This is a genomic window from Paenibacillus sp. FSL H8-0104 (genome assembly GCF_038050215.1).
Taxonomy (GTDB): Bacteria; Bacillota; Bacilli; order Paenibacillales; family Paenibacillaceae; genus Paenibacillus; species Paenibacillus amylolyticus.
On the sequence record NZ_JBBOTC010000001.1, the window covers coordinates 6,601,670 to 6,616,801 of the forward strand.

Here is a 15,132-nt window from a genome sequence, read left to right on the forward strand (position 1 = left end):
CGTTCAAACGTGTGTACGTCAATTGCCTTTATCAATTGCAGCCTGATGATTCTTCACAAAGTCCTCCGGTGTTACCGCTTTGCCAAACAACGCCTGAATCATGTCGAGATGGGCCTGAGCGGCTGCCGGTTTCATCTGTACATCTGCAAAGAGTGTAAGGCTGCTGGCCTGATTCAATTCGTTGAGCAGGTCAATGTAAAGCTGTGGCAGCTGTACTGCAGCTGTATCCACTTTGGTAGCCGGGATGACGCCTGCTTCAGTTACAGAACTTTCACCCCATTTTTCCACAAAGTATTGCACAAACTTCTGCGCTTCTTCCTTCACTTTGGAGTTCTGGGCCACGAACAGTCCTACGCCTGGACCACCTACCCAGCTGTTAATATCGCTCTTGCCATCTTCCATTGTTGGGAATTTGAAAAATCCGATCTTGTCCTTAAATTCCTGCGGGATGTCCGGGTTAGTCGTGAAGTTTGGCAGTTCCCAGGTACCCATCAGGTACATGGCAGCTTTTTCGTTCATGAATTCGGATTTACCCTCATCGTTAGACAACCCGTTGAAACCTTTGTTGAAGGCATTCATATCCACCAGTTTTTGTACCTCGGCAGCAGCTTGAGTCAGCGCAGGATCATCAAACTTGCCAGAGCCATTGATCGCCTTTTCCAGTGCATCTCCACCTAACCGATTCGCCAGATACATATACCAGAGTGAGCCGGTCCAGCGGTCTTTATTGCCCAGTGCGATAGGAACCTCACCGTTCTCTGTCAATGTCTTCAGCACACTCAGGAATTCATCGTACGTTGCTGGCGGCTGCAAGTTATATTTCGCAAAAATGGCTTTGTTATAATAAATGGGGGAGATATTCAACTCGATTGGTAACGCATATGTTTTGCCGTCTATGGCATAAGCTTCTGTTGTTCCGGCTATGAATTTCTCGCCCAGAGAGTCACTCAGCAGATCATCGACCGGTGCGAACAGGTTCCCCTTCACATAAGGGTCCAGAAATCCGGCAGCCCAAGTTACACCAACATCGGGAAGTTCATTGGATGCCGACAGAATTTTCAATTTGTTCTTATATTGTTCATTCTCCAGCACTTCCTGCTTAATGGTTACATTGGGATGATCCGTCTGATACTGCTTGATGATATCGTTGACCAGTTTGTTTTGCTGTGCGGAGCTGCCTGCTGGCCAGAGGTGCATAAACTTGAGGGTTACTTTCCCATCTGTGCCGTTGCTGCCTGATTCACCCTCTTCATCCGAACTTGAACTGTTACATCCGGATAAAATTACGGCGAGAACCAGCGTCCATGACAGAAGAATGGCCATCGTCTTTTTGCTCATTATTCCAACCCCCTTGGTTTTTTCGGTTAATGTAACCGCTTTAACCAAATTGTAGCACGGGCCTATCACACCTATAAGACCAGAGTAATTTGGAAAAACTCCACTTTTTTGAGGTTATTTGTTATTTCGTTCAGATAGGGAATGCCGATATTTGCTTGGACTTAGCCCCTCAAGACTTTTAAATACTGTGATAAAATACTTATCCGTCTGATAACCCACCTGTTCGGCAATCTCCGAGATGGGCATCGTTGTCTGTACAAGCAACTCCTTCGCGCGCTGAATGCGTTTGCGGGTAAGATATTCACTAAAATTGATGCCGATCTGTTCCTTGAACAATACGCTGAAGTAACTGGAGTTGAGATGGAGTAGATCAGCGATTTCACGCATGGTCACATGTTCACCCAGATGGGCATCCACATAGGCCAAAGCTTCACTGATCTGGCTATTTAGCCTTTGTTCCCCTCGCTCCTTAACATCCAGCAGCTTGGGGTCAACCATTTCTTGCATCGTTTGAATACGTCGCTGTTGTTCGCTGAACTTTAGGGCTTTTTCGACGGTCTGCAGCAATTGTTCCTTATCAATCGGTTTCAACATATACTCCACAACACCCAGCTTAATGGCCTGCTGGGCGTACTGAAAATCGGCATGCCCCGACATAATCAGGACAACAGGCTTGTTCGAAAAATGTTGAATGGCTTCAATCAGAGACAAGCCAGAGAATTCCGGCATGCGAACATCCGTTATTAACAGATCTGCCGGCTTTTTCTTGAGCCATTCCACTGCCTCGACGCCACTTTCTGCAGTCTGAATGTGATTTCGTCCTGCCGACCATCCTTCCAGTGTTTTGCGAATACCCTCTCTTGTACGCGGCTCATCATCCACGATAAGAATTGTTTTGTCATGAATCATATGCACCCTCCGTTCCCATGGGAATCTCAAAGCAAATGACAGTTCCTTCCCCAACCTTACTTGTTATGGAAAGCTTGCAACGTTCGCCAAGTTGGCTGCCAAAGTAAAGCATCAGTCGCCGATGTACGTTGATTAGACCTACACCTGTCCCCTTCTTGGACACAGCCGGCCCGCCATGTAAAGCATGAATGACAGATTGAAGCCGTAATTCATCCATACCGGGACCATCATCCCGGACCTCAATGCGAACCAGATTTTTCTCGGTCAAAGCATCCACATGGATGCTTATCTTTCCCGGTCCCAGTTTACTTTCAATCCCATGGAGAATCGCATTTTCCACCAAGGGCTGTATGAGCAATTTCGGAATTGTGACCTTAAGCACCGTATCACTGAGCTGAATCTCCCATTGCATTCTATCTCCCAATCGCATCTGCATAATTTGAAGATAACGTTCAGCGTGTTCCAGCTCGTCGGCAATTGTAACCCATTCATCCTGTTGCGAACTGGAGATGATGTAGCGAAATAGTCGGGACATCGCCACAACCATACGTGCCATCTCCTCGTCTCCCTTTTCCTCAAGGGACCAATAGAATGCCTCCAGCGTGTTGAATAGAAAATGGGGATTAATCTGAGATTGCAACGCCTTCAGCTCAGCCCGGGACTGCATGACTTCCTTCTCATGAACCACACGGGTCAATTCATTCTGCCTGTAGACCATCTGGTTATATACGTCGTTGAGTTCATTGATCTCCATCGTAGAGCTGACCATTAGATTAGGTCTCATTGCTCCCGGCTGTGCACTGCGCATGGCCCGCATCAGCCGTATGAGTGGACGTGTAATCATCGTGGACAGAAAGAAGGACATGATAAGGAACAGAACAACACCAATCATTCCCGAAACGAGCAGCGCCGTTCTCAAGATGGATACACCTTCCGTTGTCTCCCGCAGCGGGGTCAGGACAGCAAGTGTCCATCCCGTTAACTCCGATTTTTGCCGGACGACGATATAGGATTCCTCCCCGTTCTGCACGACTGATCCACTGTCCAATATGGCTTTGGGATCGAGATTGATCTCCAGATCGGAAGTCACCACTTCGCCCACCCCATCCAAGAGCATGATAGAGTCCTGCGAACCATCTGCCCCATTCGAATCATTGAGTTGAAAAAAACTGCGCTGCATCCGCACCACCACATAACCTCCATGTTCAAAAGAATGATCCAGCAGGTTAATCCGTCGAATAGCTAGAAGCACACCCGGATCTTCAGGGTCAGCACCTGCCCATACCAGTCTGCCTTTTCCTTCATCCGCCAGGTTGATCCAGTTGCGCTCCACTCTGAGATCGAGGGATCGGTCATCCATCGGAAAGATGCGGTTATAACCCGTGGTGTATATCTCCATACTCTGCGCTCCGTTGATGAAAGACTGATAACTGCCTGCAATCTGCAAGAGAGCTTGGCGCTGATTAAAGGTTGCCGGGTTGCCTTGCTTCTCATCGCTAAGCAGACGCTGCACGTATGAATCATCCGCCACTTGGGCGGTCAGCGAATTCACTTGTGCAATGAGTGCATCCAATCTGCCACTGGCTTGGACAGCGGTTTGATGAATATGTTTCTCCGCATTGCTTTTCAGCAGGGCAGCTACCCGATCATAGGCCGATATGCCTGCGAGCAAAAGAACAACAAGCATCACCATAACAAAACCAATGAAGATCTGATTGCGAAGTGAGTTAAAATGTCCTTTTTTCCCGTGCAACTTCCCCATTCTCCTCTCTTTTTGGCATGTAAAAGAACCCACCACCTTACGCCCGTGCTCTTGAAGACTGGGTACAAACGATGCCGGATTTATCTACGTATTCAGTTCTTCTCGTTAAAGCGCTTGCAGAAATGAACCTTACTCTTCTTCTCTCTCAGTCTTTGTTTATCGATTAAACTAACGACTAAAAAATAGCATAGTTTTACAGGTTAATCAATCCTCCCGAATAGTTCCCAAACGTTAAATGACAAGGATCAAAAAAAGAGAGGGGACTTTTAAAGTCCACCTCTCTTTGTTCATATCCCTTCACACATATCCTTCTCTGTGACACATCTTCAGTTATTTCACGGACCCTTGGGTAACCCCGTTGATGATCCACTTCTGCGCAAACAGGTAGATGATAATCATCGGCAGCAACGCGAGCAGGTAGGATGCAAACGCAAGGTTAAACTCGGTATTGAACTGTCCTTGGAATACATACTGTACCAGCGGCAGCGTGTACTGTCCCGGATCACTGATAATAATGAGTGGCAGCAAGAAGTCGTTGTACGTGGACAGGCAAGTAAGAATACCAACCGTGGCACTGATGGGTGCCATGAGCGGGAAAATGATTTTCCAGAACGTGCCCCAAGTTGTCGCCCCATCCACAAACGCCGCTTCCTCCAGCGCTACCGGAATGGACCGGATGTATCCAACGTACACAAATACGTTAAATGCCAGACCATAGACCGTGTGAAGCAGAATCAGACCTACCAGATTTGTCATCTCCAGCGATGCGGTCAGCTTAACAATCGGCAGCATGATGATTGGAAATGGAATGAACATCGCGCTGACGAAGTAATAGTACAATCCTTTGAAAAACTTGCGTTTCTCCATATTCCGCGCAATCGCATAGGCCACCATCGAGTTACTGAGCAACGTCAAAAGCACGGTGGATGCGGTAACGATCGCACTGTTACGGAACGATTGGAAGAAGTTTGTCATGTCGATGGCCCTCGCAAAATTCTCCCAATGAAGTGTGGTCGGAATGGCAAAGACCGATTGGGCCATCTGTTCCGGATTTTTCAAAGCAATCGTAACGGTCATATACAATGGGAACAGGATAAACAAGGTACCCAACACAACAAGCAACATAACGGGCCAATTGATTCGTGTACGGCTTCTCATTACAGATCCATCTCCCTTCTTTGCAGGAACCGGATTTGCAGGATTGAAATCACCGCAATAACGATGAAGTAAATAACCGAGTTCGCAGATTGATATGCATATTCGCCGCCTTCAAATCCACCGGTGTAGATCAGATGGGAGATGGACTGCGTCGCCCGTCCGGGACCACCGTTGGTCAAGGCTACGATTTGGTCGAAGACCATAAGTGAATTTTTCATCGCCAGCACCATATTAATGGTGAAGAATGGAGCAATGAGCGGGAAGGTAATACTCCAGAATTCACGCCATTTGCCTGCGCCGTCGAGGTTGGATGCCTCGTATAGTGTCGTTGGTATCGTTTGCAGACCAGCCAAATACAGAATTGTATTCAGGGCCACCGATTGCCATACTGCAACAATGACGATACCGATCCAAGCCAGACTCTCGCTGCCGAGAATGTTGGTGGATAGCGCGTTGATGCCCAGATTTTGTCCCCAGATCGGGAATACGTTGGAGAACAGGTAGTTAAATATGTAACCTACGATCAGTACACTCAGAATATTGGGCAGGAAGTAGATGCCGCGGAAAAAGTTACGGAACTTAATCTTGGCATTCAGCCCGAGTGCAATGAGTAGACTCAGAATATTGGTCAAGATCGTCACAACGATCGCGAACTTGAACGTAAACCAGTAGGCGTTGCCTACATTGTCATCCTGGAACAAGTTGAAATAGTTTTTGAAACCAACAAAATCATACTCTTTCCCGAATCCGTTATAATTCGTAAATGAATAATAGATGCCCTGGAGGGCCGGCAGCGTCATAAATACAAAGAACAATACTACCGCCGGAACCGTCATCCAGTAATAGGGTGCGATACGCTTGTTCATACTCCATCCTCCTTCTGACAAGGCTTAGCGCCGATTAGCAACCTTGTCCCATTCTTTGTCGAGTGTATCTAGATAGTTGTCGATGTTTTGGTTCTGCAAAAAGGACTGTACGATGGAATTCAGCTGCACCGCAGCCGGAATATAGTGATCGGGAAAGTCAATAACCTTGCCCTGCTCGATATATGGCATCAATTCCTGTACGGCAGGATCATCCTGCTTCACGCCTTCTACCGCAGAGAACAGCGTCTGTTCGTCAATGTATCTTCCGATATTTTCAGGCTCTAATAGAAACGCAATAAACGTCTCCGCCTGCTCGCGATTAGGCGTGTCCGCCGCAATGGTAAACAGGGAGTCAATCCCGTTCACCAGCTTGATCCCGCTTGCATCGTTGCCTGTTGGGAATGGGAAGAAACCGATGTCAACATTTGGGTTCGCTTTGCGAATCTCCGAGATGGCCCAGGTTCCCTGGATGTACATAAAGGCTTCACCGTTAGCAAAGGCACGGTTACCGTCCGAATAAGCTTTACCAAAGTTATCGCCGTGACCGTATTTCATGAGTTCCAGTTGCTTCTCAGCTACCTCGCGGTACTTCTCCTTGAACGTCACTTTGTTATCGCGTCGCTCTTGGTAGAAATCAATACCAACCAGATTGGAGGCTAGTGCATTGAACGGCAGGCTCGTCTGCCAGTCATCCTTGTATGTGAAATAAAATGGAATCTCACCTGCATCCTTAATCTTTTGAGCGGTTGCAATGAGTTCATCCCACGTCTTGGGCACGTCCAATCCCATTTCCTTAAACAGCGTTTTGTTGTACATGATGCCGTTTGCATTAGTCGCGTAAGGAATACCTGTCACTTCGTCCATACCTGTGAGATCCTTCAGCATTTGTATGTAGTTCGGATCAATCGTCTGGAGTAATGAGCTGTCCGTCAGATCGGTGAAAATATCACTCTGAGCCAGAATGGAATAGGTGTCGGTTGCACCCATGGCCATAATATCCGGTATATCATTTTTGACGACACGCGTCTTCAGTACTGTCTCCGCATCTGGCGGATTCACCTGTGTCACTTGGATATCGTCATGCTCAGCGTTGAACGTCTTGATCAATTCATCAAAGGTTGTTTTGGCTTCAGGCTTGTTCTGGAAAAATTCAATCTGCACTTTGCCATTCGCGCTATCCCCACTGGTACAGGAAGATAGAAGTACAGCCATCATTCCACACAGCAACATTGTCCCGAGAGCCTTGGTAAGCGTTGTTCTCATGTTGTACCTCCCTCAGCTTAATAAATTGAACTAATGTGATTTACACAGTGTCACTCCGATTGCAGTACCGTCTTCCGATCGTTGTTATCCCCAGATTTTTTTGATTCCCTTCCTCAAAGGGAAAATCCGATTTTAGCGTATGCTTTCGAAGCAGCTTTCTTTCAGAAAGCTTTTAGCTGCGCTTCTTCAGATTGGTTCTGCACTCTCCGTGTTCGTGTATATCTTAGTTTCACTTTATATACGTAAAGATTTACCCATACAAATGGTGAAATAACCATTTGGTTAATCCTTCCAAACCGACTTCAATCTGAATGGATAATATACGTCTTTATTATTTCTAAAACGGTTTCGATAAAAATGAATCAAGGCAGTTCTTCCCATGACCCGAATTGGGCATAACAAAAAGGACACTGGATAATATCCAATGTCCCTCATTTTTTCAGCTTATATTCAGCCACTGTAACGCTTTTATCCAACCTATTACGAACGTTCTGCTTTCGGCAAAGCATTACGTAAACGCTTGGCCCGATAACTCTGATATGCACGAATCAACATGCCAATGATAATCATGACCACACCGATGTTAATTGCGACATCAGCGAGATTCAAAATCCCGCGTCCTGACGGAAATACGAGGAAATCCGTTACCCGGGCATAGATAAATCGATCGATCGCATTCCCTAAAGCCCCACCGACCATAAAACCCGCGCCAGCTTGCATCCAGAAACCGCGAATCTCACCTTTACTCCGGTAATACAGCATGCCTGCTATGAACAGAACAGCAATCACACCAAACAGACGCGCATTTCCCTGAAACATGCTGCCCGCCATTCCACTGTTCTCGTAATGCTGTAACTGCATGCCCGAGTTACCCAGTCTCATGACGTCGCCAACTTCCATATACATCCTCACTGCAATCTTGGTTCCCTGGTCCACCAAAGTCACCAGCAGTGCTACAAAATAAAACAGCATCGTGCTTCTCCTCCTGCCTACGTAGCAATAACTTATTTTAACTTTAAGAGTTATGTATATTAGGTTCCCTTCACTTTAACACAGCCGATGTACGGTCTCCAAATGAGCCATCTTCAACCACGTCTATAACGTCGACTAACATCGTTCAGACTGCATCCAGAAGGGACTACACCAATCCATGTCGAATGTAGACATCAATCATATACGTAAAGGGGATGTCTGTAATTTGAACCTGATCATGACAGAGAAATTAAAGGAAATGCAGCAGGAAGAAAAGGACTTGGTATTTGGCAAATTTTATTCTGAAACGGCGCTTAACCTTGGCCTGCATCTGGTCGAAGAAGCGAAGCATCGTTCCCAAGCCGTGACCATCGACATTACTCTGAAGGGGCATCGCCTCTTTTTGCATGCGATGGAAGGCACTCATCCCGACAACGAAAACTGGATTCGACGCAAAAACAACGTGGTGAATCATTTCTCTTCCAGCTCTTGGCATACCGCTCTGCGGTTGAGAAGCGAAAACAAGACGCTTGAGCAGGATTTCAACCTGCCTGCATCTGACTATGTTCTGGCTGGTGGCGCTTTCCCGCTTATTCTGAAAAATGAGGGACAGGTCGGCACCATTACAGTATCGGGTTTGCCTGATGAGGAAGACCATGATCTGGTCACGACAGGAATCCGCTCTTTTTTGTTGCAGCAAGATTAGATTAAAATGGGCAATAAAAAATCCGTACCTGGGATAGGCACGGATTTTCTTCTTTTTCCTGTAGTTAAATTCCTGCGTTTATTGGATTGCCGAGAGAACGTCCAGCAGCATGGATTTGAACTTGGGCCGATCAATGGCTTCACAGACACGTACATTCGGCTCTTTGCCAAAACGTCCGTTGATATCAACCACACTGTATCCACGTGTCAGTTCTCCTGCCGCTTCCACATCCACATAATATTGACCCGACTTGGTCATGATGGATTCATCTGCCGCTACAGCCATCAACAATGTATCCGGATGAGTGGTGCCATTGAGTTTATGTACCGACTTGTTGAACTGCATAACCACTTTGTTGATTGCGGTGAAGAAGTCAGCACCGGATGTACCGAGAGCTGCAATCTCTGCATGATCGTCATCGTCCATCACTGAATATTGCGTGCACATCTCCCAGCCAACCATCGTAATCGGAATACCTGCATGCAGTACAATTTTCGCTGCTTCTGGGTCTACGTAGAAGTTATACTCCGCCGCCGGTGTGATATTACCCAGTGCATTATTCGTTCCGCCCATGATGTACAGGTGAGCAATCTCCGGAATAATGGTTGGGTCCTTCTGGATCGCCATCGCAATATTAGTCAAAGGGGCAATCGCCAGAAGTTCAATTTCACCTGGATGTGCATGCACCTTCTCAATGATAAAATCAACCGCATGCCCGCTCTCGGGACGCTGATCTGCCTTCGGGAAATGCGCGCCGCCCATGCCGTCATCGCCATGCACATCTTCCACTGTGCGGTGCTGAGCCTTTCCGTAGGCCATTAGCGGACGCTCGCAACCTTTATACACAGGCACCTTGCCGCCATGTCCAGCAACCTGTACCGTGTACAGAGCATTTTCAACCTCCTGGTCGAATTGTACGTTACCGCCCGTAATGGTGATGCCTTCCACCTGAAAGTGATGCAATGCCGTCAAGATCGCAATCGTATCGTCTCCTGCTGTATCTGTATCGATGATGACTCTTCTCATGATGCCGCGCTCCTTCTTCCGTTCATATAGTACATTCTATAAAACACTATGTCTTATTTTACATCAAAAACGTACCAATGACGATGGAAACGCCGATGATAATCGAACGCAGCAGCTGGGCTACCGCCATATTGCCTCGTGCAATTTCGTCACACACCCGCATTTTTGGAATCAGGAAATCAAATATAATATAGACCAGGCACAGCACAATAATTCCAAACGCCGACCACAGCAGCATATCCAACCACGAATGCGTCGAGAAAGATACCATGCCCACAATAATACACAGTCCCAGCAATTTGCTGCCCATGTACATGCCTGCCGCCTCGTTACCTTTGGCAATTTCCTCACTATCGTTATACCGGGTCAATTTGCTAAAAGCAAAATATCCACATACCAATATCACCAGCAGAATGCCTACACCCACCGCCACATTCACGAGGTTTAATCCCAAGTTTTCCATTCCTTCTTCTCCTCCTCATCATTCATCCGTTCACTAACCGTAGCCGCGCAATAATAGGCCATATCTCCGGTTACTTTCTCCCCGACCCGTGGTAGTATCCCAGCCAAACGCCCACCGATAACAAACACTCCTGTAAGCAGATAACCGTTGTATACTCCAGCTTCCGTCTCAATCACAACCTGTTCCATCGGAACCAGCTGCTGATAGATTTTGGGCTGATTTTCGTAATACGCTGTAATTTCTTCATCCTCGTCCGTTGCCCCAGATGCAAGATTGGATTCCAGCGCCTCATTAAGAGGATGCTCCCTATCCTGCTTTCCAAAGGCATTGTCCGTTCCTTCATCCAGCAAAAGAGTTCCTCTGCCTTCGCGCCCCCAATAACTCTTCGCTACATATGGCGTGGCGTTCAGCTCGAAAGGCTCTGTCGAAAAATAGGTAGGCAGCAGATATTGGGAGATCACGTCCATCTCTGCTTCATCAAAGAGGGTAAACCCGCAATATTCCGGGGTTTGCTCGTTCCGCTCGTAGAGCGACCAGATTGCCGCCATGAAACCTTTGCTCTGCATCAGTACATGCTGAACCGGATTCATCAGGCCTAGTCGTCCCTCCCGTACAAGTTCAAGCAGCGCAGCCCCAATCTCCACCCCTGTCGTCTCATCTCGATCATCGATCAGATACTCCAGTGGATAAAGGCGATACAGTAGATTAATCTCCCGACCCTTATGGTAAAGCGCCTCTCCCGGAACAATCTCCAGTTCCTCAAGTGGAGCATAGAAAACCTCGTATCCCGCTTCCTGACAACGTCTCATCAGGTATTCCGTATTCGTTCGGTCTTCGACATGTTCGCCAAAAGAAGTGAATGTCACCGGACCCTTTAATCCCTGCTCTGTATAGAATTCCAGCCACATCTTGAAACATTCCCGAATACGTGTATCCATCTCGGCAGATGGCGCAGTTAACGCGGCATCCTCAGCAAGACCGACCAGGATATTTTCCAATGCAGCAGCCTCCGGTATGCCCGTTGGAGTGTCCGTATTATTTTCAATACACTTGGGCCCAGCTTCTCCGATAATCCAGTCCTGACGGGTAATGCCTCCAGTTACCAACTCCATACGTGCCGCCGGGATAAGCCCCGGATGAATACCCAACTGATGCTCTAAAAAAGAATCCGGCATATATTGCTGGATAAATCGCATCACTTTACAGTAAATGCCGTCTACCGCCTCGGCTGCCGCACGCAGCTCCTGCATCTCCGAGGGAGAATAGACCGTCAATGCAGGCACACAATATTGCTTCCCGTACATTCGATGATATGGAATCTGTTGTTCCGTTTCACCCTGAAATACCTCTTCGTGACTTAACGGTAGTTGAACCACTTGCCTCATCCGGTTATCCTCCCGAGCTGCGGAAGAAGCTACCGAAGCCGCTTGATTTGGACTTGGATTTGCTATAGGAGCTGTTACTGTCCTTATTGCTTCGATACGACGACCCACCGTAGTAATAGTGCCCACTGCTGGAATCATATTCACATCCGGTATCATACTCCGGGTCACATTCATCATTGTTGCTACCACAACCGGATAACACGGCAGGAACCGCCAGCATCAGGGAGAAAGCAACCAACTTTGCTTTTGATCCGGGTTTCGATGCTTGCCCCCGCTCTTGGTCACTCATCACAGATCCACCTCTTTCATATAAAACAACACTTTCTTGCGATCCGCATCCAGCACGGAATACAGGAACTCATACGTCTTGCCACCGCGAACCATGTAATGGTCCAGCAGTTGTTCGGCAAGCTCCATCGTATAGGTGGAGGATACTGTGAGTTCCAATTCCTGAAATGAACTTCCATTCCACAACATATACTCTGCACTATACATGGAAGACATTTTGCACATCGCCAGCGCAGCATCCGCAATGGCTGCACCGTACTCGTCCGGCATCTGTTGGTCATACGCCGTCACGTATACTGCATGTTCCCGCCCATCCTGGCATTCATTGGACAGATGCGCCCAGAGTTTGTTTTTCACCAGGGTGGCATCCACCAGTTTGCGCATGAACAGTTCATCTCGTGTGACTGAAGCCTGTTCCAGCACCCCCGTCTCCGCCTGTCGATCATCCGACCAACTCCGATACGTCAATGAATAATAGATACCGATAACCTCCCTTTTTGCGAGCTCTTAGGTGAGCCGTTTCAATTCATACAAACGTATTTAACGCATCAGAAGGAAAAAAGTTACACTAGTGAATCAATTTCATAGTACCTTTAGCTGCTTCAAATCAAGGCTAGACATAGATCAAAATGGTTTAATTTGTCTATGTGTAGTTACAAAACTTCATTTTTAGTGATTTATGAAATTGATTCTATTCACCATGACATGTAATAAAGAACATGTTGGCTACCTTCGTTCTCCGATTAACGAAGCAGGAAATAACATACTGTTTTCTACTTTTAGTATGTAATCCAGTTCAAAAAGGCCGGAGAAGACTCTCCGACCGCACTTTTTTTAATCTTATGCTCATGCCATTCTGACTTATAACTCAGCCCACTGTGCCAATACATCATTATATTCAGCGGACAATTGCTCGCGATCATTCCAGATTTGTTCCAGTTCAAGCGGATTGTTCTGCACCATTTCCAACTGTTGATCCAGCACCTGAATCTCTGCCTCAAGACGAGCCAACGTCTGTTCCAGCTTCTCCGCAGATTGTTGGTTGCCACTGCCACTTCTATGTTTCGATGCAGTTGCTGCCGAAGGAGTCAACGCCTTACCTGATTCAGTAGAAGCTTTATGATCATGACTTCCACCGGCAGCTACAACAGTGGATCCGTTCATTGTCGAGGTTGCTCCTGGCTTCTTCCCTGATCTGGCAGTCCCGCCGGGCGCGGACGTTAAACCTGACTTCATCTCTGACTTGGTGTTCCCACGAGAAGAAACGCCCACGCCTGCTGTAGCCTGAGTTGTCGCCGCCGCACGAGCTTGCAAATCAAGCTTCTTCTCACGATACGCCTCATAGTCTCCCAGATAAGCGGTCATCTGACCGTCCTCCAGTTCCCAGACACGGGAAGCGAGGCGATTGACGAAGTACCTATCATGCGAGATGGCAAGTACGGTTCCTTCAAAATCAACCAGTGACTCTTCCAGCGCTTCTCTCGATGCGATATCCAGATGGTTGGTTGGCTCATCGAGCAACAGTACATTGGGTTTACGTTGCACCAGCAGAGCCAAACGCAGACGCGTCCATTCCCCGCCAGATAATTGCCCGACAGAGCGGAATACATCCGCTCCATAGAACAAATATCGTGCCAGAATTCCGCGAGCCTCTCCCTCTTCCACGCCTGCTTCTAGACGGAAGTATTCGAGCACATTCAGCTTTGGATTCGTAGGTTCCTCCTGTTGAGCCAGATACCCGACATCCACACGCGCCCCCCACTCCAGCTTGCCCGCATTGGGCTGCTCGTCACCAAGCAACAGCTTGAACAGTGTCGTCTTGCCGGAGCCATTGCGGCCAATGAGTGCAATTTTATCTCCATATTCCAGCAGACCCGAGACCCCGTGCAGGATTTCACGCTCACCATAGCTCTTCTCGACCTGTTCCAATACCGCTACCCGTTTACCCGTTCGATCCGTAGGACGCACATCGAACTCGGCATTTCGGCGCTCCAGTACAGGACGCTTCACCTGTTCCATCCGCTCGATGGCTTTACGCATAGAAGCCGCCCGTCTGAAGAACTTTTCATTCCCACCAACTCGGCCCCACTCCTCTAACTGGCGGATCGTTTCTTTCATTTTTTTGATAACCTTCTGCTGCTCCTTGAACTCCTCGAATTGCTGCAACAGCCGTTGTTCCTTCACTTTCATATATTCCGTATAACCGCCAGCAGATGTTTCCGCTTCTCCATCCTCCAGCTCCAGTGTTCGATTCACGACCCGATCCAAAAAATAGCGATCATGCGAGATCAGGACAATGGTGCCGGGATATTCTCGTAAAAATCCTTCCAGCCACTCAACCCGCTCCAGATCAAGATGGTTTGTCGGCTCATCCAGCAATAACAGGTCGGGTCTTACGATTAGCTGTGAAGCCAGAACCACCCGAGTCTGCTCCCCACCAGACAGGGAACCAAAGCGCCAACCATAGTGTGCCTTGGCGATATCCAAACCGTCCGCCACCTGATCGATCCGGGCATCCATTTCGTATCCACCCTCACGCTCGAACTGGTCTTGCAGTGCCGCGTAGCGTTTCAGTAGGCGCTCCAATTGAGTAGGGTCTGCTGCACATGCCGGATCGGACATCTGTTGCTCCATTTCCTTCATTTGCGTGCGACATATCATAAGCTCCTTGAATCCAAGACTCAGTACATCCAGTACGGTATGGTCATCCAATCCTTCTGGAACCTGAGCCACATATCCCATTCGTGTATCTTTCTTGATCATCAATTGCCCTTCATCCGGCTTGTTCAGTCTTGCCATCAGGCGCATAAGTGTGGTCTTGCCGCTTCCGTTGCGGCCAATCAGGGCGACCTTGTCACCTTCCATAATTTCAAACGTAATGCCGTCCAGCACCAGATGTGCTCCGTGGTATTGAGTCAGTTGTTGCGCGCTAATCATTATCATAATAAGGTTCCTCCTATGGTATGGAAGATCCTGACCGCAACACAAAAAGAGCC

At 47.8% G+C, this 15,132-nt stretch carries 14 protein-coding genes; 1 reads left to right on the top strand and 13 read right to left on the bottom strand.

The window, feature by feature from the left end:
- Positions 1 to 18: 18 nt before the first annotated feature.
- The 7 genes from NST38_RS28970 to lspA form a co-directional block, all read right to left on the bottom strand.
- A complete protein-coding gene (locus NST38_RS28970) occupies positions 19 to 1,338 on the bottom strand; it encodes an extracellular solute-binding protein (RefSeq protein ID WP_076251841.1) in 1,320 nt (439 codons plus the stop codon).
- A 114-nt stretch (positions 1,339 to 1,452) separates the two neighbouring features.
- Positions 1,453 to 2,247, bottom strand: coding sequence for a response regulator transcription factor (locus NST38_RS28975; protein ID WP_076251843.1), 795 nt, complete (start codon positions 2,245 to 2,247; stop codon positions 1,453 to 1,455).
- A complete protein-coding gene (locus NST38_RS28980) occupies positions 2,237 to 4,000 on the bottom strand; it encodes a cache domain-containing sensor histidine kinase (RefSeq protein ID WP_083684544.1) in 1,764 nt (587 codons plus the stop codon). Before NST38_RS28980 ends, NST38_RS28975 begins: the two co-directional genes overlap by 11 nt.
- A 339-nt stretch (positions 4,001 to 4,339) precedes the next feature.
- The gene (locus NST38_RS28985) at positions 4,340 to 5,167 is read right to left on the bottom strand and encodes a carbohydrate ABC transporter permease (RefSeq protein ID WP_076251848.1); all 828 of its coding nucleotides are present in this window, start codon (positions 5,165 to 5,167) and stop codon (positions 4,340 to 4,342) included.
- Positions 5,167 to 6,033, bottom strand: coding sequence for a carbohydrate ABC transporter permease (locus tag NST38_RS28990; protein ID WP_036606633.1), 867 nt, complete (start codon positions 6,031 to 6,033; stop codon positions 5,167 to 5,169). Before NST38_RS28990 ends, NST38_RS28985 begins: the two co-directional genes overlap by 1 nt.
- Positions 6,034 to 6,057: 24 nt before the next feature.
- Positions 6,058 to 7,248, bottom strand: coding sequence for an ABC transporter substrate-binding protein (locus tag NST38_RS28995; protein WP_370511431.1), 1,191 nt, complete (start codon positions 7,246 to 7,248; stop codon positions 6,058 to 6,060).
- A 528-nt stretch (positions 7,249 to 7,776) separates the two neighbouring features.
- Positions 7,777 to 8,268: a signal peptidase II gene (gene lspA, locus NST38_RS29000; protein ID WP_036606631.1), complete on the bottom strand. Its 492-nt coding sequence runs from the start codon at positions 8,266 to 8,268 to the stop codon at positions 7,777 to 7,779.
- A 238-nt stretch (positions 8,269 to 8,506) separates the two neighbouring features.
- Here lspA and NST38_RS29005 point away from each other — a divergent pair, with 238 nt between their 5' ends.
- Complete coding sequence (locus NST38_RS29005; RefSeq protein ID WP_076252214.1) at positions 8,507 to 8,974, top strand: heme-degrading domain-containing protein; 468 nt, start codon at positions 8,507 to 8,509, stop codon at positions 8,972 to 8,974.
- A 78-nt stretch (positions 8,975 to 9,052) separates the two neighbouring features.
- On the opposite strand, the gene NST38_RS29010 is transcribed toward NST38_RS29005, so the two are convergent.
- The 6 genes from NST38_RS29010 to abc-f all read right to left on the bottom strand — a co-directional run bounded on the left by NST38_RS29010 (position 9,053) and on the right by abc-f (position 15,079).
- Entirely contained in the window at positions 9,053 to 10,000 is a 948-nt protein-coding gene (locus NST38_RS29010; protein WP_036671600.1) for a nucleoside hydrolase, read from the bottom strand.
- 58 nt (positions 10,001 to 10,058) lie between these two features.
- On the bottom strand, positions 10,059 to 10,463 hold the full coding sequence (locus tag NST38_RS29015) for a DUF350 domain-containing protein (protein WP_076251851.1): 405 nt from the start codon (positions 10,461 to 10,463) through the stop codon (positions 10,059 to 10,061).
- On the bottom strand, positions 10,445 to 11,848 hold the full coding sequence (locus NST38_RS29020) for a glutathionylspermidine synthase family protein (protein WP_341344247.1): 1,404 nt from the start codon (positions 11,846 to 11,848) through the stop codon (positions 10,445 to 10,447). Before NST38_RS29020 ends, NST38_RS29015 begins: the two co-directional genes overlap by 19 nt.
- 4 nt (positions 11,849 to 11,852) lie before the next feature.
- The gene (locus NST38_RS29025; protein ID WP_036671603.1) at positions 11,853 to 12,137 is read right to left on the bottom strand and encodes a hypothetical protein; all 285 of its coding nucleotides are present in this window, start codon (positions 12,135 to 12,137) and stop codon (positions 11,853 to 11,855) included.
- Positions 12,137 to 12,604: a hypothetical protein gene (locus NST38_RS29030; RefSeq protein WP_083684547.1), complete on the bottom strand. Its 468-nt coding sequence runs from the start codon at positions 12,602 to 12,604 to the stop codon at positions 12,137 to 12,139. The genes NST38_RS29025 and NST38_RS29030 overlap by 1 nt, the downstream gene beginning before the upstream one ends.
- Positions 12,605 to 12,997: 393 nt before the next feature.
- On the bottom strand, positions 12,998 to 15,079 hold the full coding sequence (abc-f, locus tag NST38_RS29035; protein WP_076251855.1) for a ribosomal protection-like ABC-F family protein: 2,082 nt from the start codon (positions 15,077 to 15,079) through the stop codon (positions 12,998 to 13,000).
- Between the last annotated feature and the right edge of the window lie 53 nt (positions 15,080 to 15,132).

What these genes read in the sequence shown, in the direction of transcription:
- NST38_RS29010 (WP_036671600.1), bottom strand. Translation starts at nt 10,000, where the DNA reads ATGAGAAGAGTCATCATCGATACAGATACAGCAGGAGACGATACGATT.
- NST38_RS28985 (WP_076251848.1), bottom strand. Translation starts at nt 5,167, where the DNA reads ATGAGAAGCCGTACACGAATCAATTGGCCCGTTATGTTGCTTGTTGTG.
- NST38_RS29015 (WP_076251851.1), bottom strand. Translation starts at nt 10,463, where the DNA reads ATGGAAAACTTGGGATTAAACCTCGTGAATGTGGCGGTGGGTGTAGGC.
- NST38_RS28990 (WP_036606633.1), bottom strand. Translation starts at nt 6,033, where the DNA reads ATGAACAAGCGTATCGCACCCTATTACTGGATGACGGTTCCGGCGGTA.
- NST38_RS28970 (WP_076251841.1), bottom strand. Translation starts at nt 1,338, where the DNA reads ATGAGCAAAAAGACGATGGCCATTCTTCTGTCATGGACGCTGGTTCTC.
- NST38_RS29020 (WP_341344247.1), bottom strand. Translation starts at nt 11,848, where the DNA reads ATGAGGCAAGTGGTTCAACTACCGTTAAGTCACGAAGAGGTATTTCAG.
- lspA (WP_036606631.1), bottom strand. Translation starts at nt 8,268, where the DNA reads ATGCTGTTTTATTTTGTAGCACTGCTGGTGACTTTGGTGGACCAGGGA.
- NST38_RS29025 (WP_036671603.1), bottom strand. Translation starts at nt 12,137, where the DNA reads ATGAGTGACCAAGAGCGGGGGCAAGCATCGAAACCCGGATCAAAAGCA.
- NST38_RS28995 (WP_370511431.1), bottom strand. Translation starts at nt 7,248, where the DNA reads ATGATGGCTGTACTTCTATCTTCCTGTACCAGTGGGGATAGCGCGAAT.
- abc-f (WP_076251855.1), bottom strand. Translation starts at nt 15,079, where the DNA reads ATGATAATGATTAGCGCGCAACAACTGACTCAATACCACGGAGCACAT.
- NST38_RS28975 (WP_076251843.1), bottom strand. Translation starts at nt 2,247, where the DNA reads ATGATTCATGACAAAACAATTCTTATCGTGGATGATGAGCCGCGTACA.
- NST38_RS29005 (WP_076252214.1), top strand. Translation starts at nt 8,507, where the DNA reads ATGACAGAGAAATTAAAGGAAATGCAGCAGGAAGAAAAGGACTTGGTA.